Origin of the sequence: Streptomyces roseochromogenus subsp. oscitans DS 12.976 (genome assembly GCF_000497445.1) — a bacterium.
GTDB lineage: Bacteria > Actinomycetota > Actinomycetes > Streptomycetales > Streptomycetaceae > Streptomyces > Streptomyces oscitans.
In genome coordinates, this window is the sequence record NZ_CM002285.1 from 8,050,912 (window position 1) to 8,054,639 (window position 3,728).

The following is a 3,728-nucleotide window of genomic DNA, read 5'->3' on the forward strand; positions in this document are numbered from 1 at the left end:
GCACCGCGCCGCTGCACGACCTCGACGCGCGCAAGGCCAACCTGGCTGGTGAGTACTCGGTGTACGGCATGGCCGAGGTGGCCCTCGCCGCCATCGACCTGGTCACGCTCAACATGGACTTCGACACCGGCGCCGACCACGAGCAGATCGTGGCCCGGCTCGTCCCGCGTATCGCCGCCCAGGCCGCGCACCGGCCCACCGCCGAACACGAGCGCGTGGCCCGCTGGGTCCTGGAGAACCTGATCAACGTCGGCAGCGTCGACCGCGGCTTCCGCGCCGTCTACGGCACCTTCGCCCAGGACGGCACGTACGTCCGCAGGGACTACGACTTCAAACTGATCGAAGAGGTCCCGGGCCCCGGCGGCACGGTCTATCTGCGCACGACGGACGAGGCGGTCAACGTCCTGGTCGGCGCCCTCGACACCGACGTCACCAGCGCCCAGATCGCCGCCGAGGTCAAGCTGGAGGTGCTGATCAGCCGCGGCCGGCTGGCCGACGCCCAGCTCGCCGCCGAGCAGGCCCGCTACCGCACGGTGCAGTACTCGGAGACCCTGCGCCGCGCCCTGGAGGCCACCCGGCGCAACGTCCGCGCGGTCGACTGGCTGAGCGCCGTGCCCGACATGATCGCCGAGGCCCTGGACCACGTGGCCGACCGCTACCGCCACGAGAACGCGATCCTCACCAACATCCGCAAGGCCCGCGACGAGACCGAGGAGCCCGAGCACAAGCGGCGCGCCGCCGAGCTGGTCGACATCGTCAAGGACTGCATCCGGCGGCACACCCAGCTCCAGTCGCGGCTGCTGGAGGCGGGGCCGCTGTTCCGTGCCGAGCAGGACCGGCAGGCCTTCGCCACACCGGCGACGACCTCCGGCACGGACCTGTACGGCCATCTCCTCGCCCCCGTCCTGCCGTTGCCGCTGGAGCAGGCGATCCGGGTCACGGACGCGTTCTTCGCGAACGGCACGGGGTTGCGTACCCCGGTGTCGGTGCGGGTCGGCGACCTCGTCGAGATACTGCTGACGCCGCCGGTGGAGCGGGAGCATCTGGGCGCGGAGATGCCTGAGCCGGATCTGATCGCCACGCCGGACGACAGCCGGTTCAGCGAGGAGCAACTGGCCGCCGCGATGGAGCTGTTGGACCTTCCGGCCGATGCGCCGCGCAGGCTGTCGGGCCTGCTGGCCGAGGCGCGGCGGACGGGGGATCCCGATCTGGCCTATCTGGTGGCCCTGTTGGCGGTCCACGCGGCCAGTCCCGCGGTCGGCACAGCCTACCGCCAGGGCGAGGAGAAGCTGTTGTTCGCCGTGGACGACGGGACCGAACTGGACGATCCCGAGTTCGGCGGGGCCGACCTCATCGTCGGGACCGCGCTGCTGGATGCGGCGGGGATGGCCGCGGACCGGACGGAAGCAGCATGAGCAGACAAGAACGCGACAAGGAGCCGAAGCCGTGACCGAGCACGTCGACCGGAGTGAGCCCGAGCCCGCCGCCGCGCCGGCCGGTTCCGCCGTCACCCCCGCCGACGCCGCCGACGCGGCGCGGCTCGTCGCCTTCGGGCTGCAGCCCAAGCTGCAGCCCGCGCGGGACCAGGAGTACACGGAACTGCTGCGCCGCCACCGGGACGACCCGGCGTTCGCACGGCTCGCCGACGCCGTCGCCGCCGGTCTGGGGCTCGTCGTGCTGGAGGTGTCCCCGCGCGCGGGGATGGCCGTGACGGCCGCCGAGGACTCGGTGTTCGCCGTCCGCATGGGCGACTACGCGCGTCGTACCGCTGCCGACTCGGGCGACCGCTTCCTGCACGGCCTCGCCCATCTCGCCGCCGCCGCACTGGCGTTCCCGCGCCCGGAGGACCTGGCCGACGACACCTACGTCGGCCGCGTCACCGTCAACGGCGTCGACGCCTTCGTACGGCAGGCCTGCCGGCGCCTGGAGGAGCGAGCCGAGGAACTGGGCGAGAACACCGACCCGGCGACCGGCGCGCCCGGCCTTGAGGCCGCCTGGCGGATCTGGGCCAGACGCAGCGCCACCGGCGCCACCAAGGACGCCCGCCGGCCGGCCGCCTCCACCACCGGCATCGTCGCCAAGGCCCTGGCCTTCCTCACCGACTCGGGCTTCCTGCAGCGCACCGGCGACGACAGCGGCGGCACCTACCGCACCACGGCCCGCTACCAGCTCCAGGTCCGGGACATGGCCGGCAGCGCCGCCCTGTCCGAACTGCTCGAGCTGGGCGTCGTACCGGTGACCGACGGCACCGCCAGCCTGCTGCCCGCCGACGACACCGAGGACCTGGAGCTGGTGGCCGACGCCGGGCTGCCGTTCCACTCCTGAGGCGCACCAGCGCCACCAGCCCCTGAACCACCGCACCTTTCACCAGACTTACGAGAGTCCGCCATGTACGAGCTGTCCCGGGTCCGCCTCTACTCCATCGGTCCCGCCGGTGCGCGCTATGCCGACACCGTGCTTGACCTGCGGGGTGTCGGCGAGCCCGTGCCCGACCCGGCGCCCACGCAGGCGGAGTTCTTCGAGGAGGAGCCGTCCGGCCCGCCGCGCCGGCCCGCGCCCGCGGGCGTGCTCTTCCTGGAGAACGGCGGCGGCAAGTCCGTGCTGCTGAAGCTGATCTTCTCGGTGATGCTGCCGGGCCACCGCAACACCCTCGGCGGCGCCAGCTCCGGTGTGCTGCGCAAGTTCCTGCTGGCCGACGACTGCGGGCACGTGGCGCTGGAGTGGCAGCACGTGCAGACCGGCGAGTGCGTCGTCGTCGGCAAGGTGAGCGAGTGGCGCGGGCGGCAGGTGTCCAACGACCCGCGGAAGTTCGCCGAGGCCTGGTACTCGTTCCGGCCCGGTCCCGGTCTGAGCCTGGACAACCTGCCGGTCGCCGAGGCCACCGCCGTACGGCCGCCCGTCGAGGGCATCTCGGGCGCCCAGGGCCGGCGCCGCACCATGAAGGGCTTTCGCGACGCCCTCATGGAGGCGGGCAAGGCCTACCCGCATCTGGAGGTGCACTGGGAGGAGATCCACGACCGCTGGATCGAGCACCTCGGCGACCTCGGCCTCGACCCCGAACTCTTCCGCTACCAGCGGGAGATGAACGCCGACGAGGGCGAGGCGGCCGGTCTCTTCGCGGTGAAGAAGGACTCCGACTTCACCGACCTGCTGCTGCGCGCCGTCACCGACACCCGGGACACCGACGGCCTCGCCGACCTCGTCAGCGGCTTCGGCAACAAGCTGGGCCGGCGCGCCGAGCTGATCGCCGAACGGGACTTCACCGCCGGCTCGGCCGACCTGCTCGGCCGGATCGTCGAGGCCGCCGAAGCCCGTTCACGCGCGCGTGACATCCACGCCGGCGCCGAGCGCCGTACCCGCAGCCTCGCCCGGCGGCTGTCCGCACGGGCGGTGCGGGAGCGGGTGCGGGCCGCTGACCTCGCCCAGCGGGTCACGGCCGCCGCCTACGCCCTCACCCACTCCGAGGGCGCCCGCGAGCGCAGCGCCCTGATCGCCGCCGAACTCGCCTACCGGCACGCCTCGTTGGCCCTCGCCGCCGCCGAGAAGTCCGCCGCCGCTCAGAAGCGCGAGCTGGCCGACGCGCGCACCCTGCACTCGGCCTGGCAGGCGGCCGAGGCCGTGCTGCGGCACCGCGCCGCCGCCGACCGCGTCGCGCGCGTGTCCGCCGCCATCCAGGAGGCCGAGCGGGACGCCGCACCCGCGCTCGCCGCGCGCGCCAAGGCCGCCAT

Annotated in this window: 2 protein-coding genes and 1 pseudogene; all 3 read left to right on the forward strand. The window is 73.4% G+C overall.

Annotated elements, in window-relative coordinates; translation table 11 throughout:
• Positions 1–1,415: hypothetical protein (locus M878_RS84540; RefSeq protein ID WP_023552186.1), on the forward strand; the 1,415-nt coding region annotated here is incomplete at its 5' end.
• 31 nt (positions 1,416–1,446) lie between these two features.
• Complete coding sequence (locus M878_RS84545; RefSeq protein WP_023552187.1) at positions 1,447–2,325, forward strand: hypothetical protein; 879 nt, start codon at positions 1,447–1,449, stop codon at positions 2,323–2,325.
• A 63-nt stretch (positions 2,326–2,388) separates the two neighbouring features.
• Positions 2,389–3,728: pseudogene (locus tag M878_RS49600) on the forward strand (hypothetical protein); the annotation flags it as partial.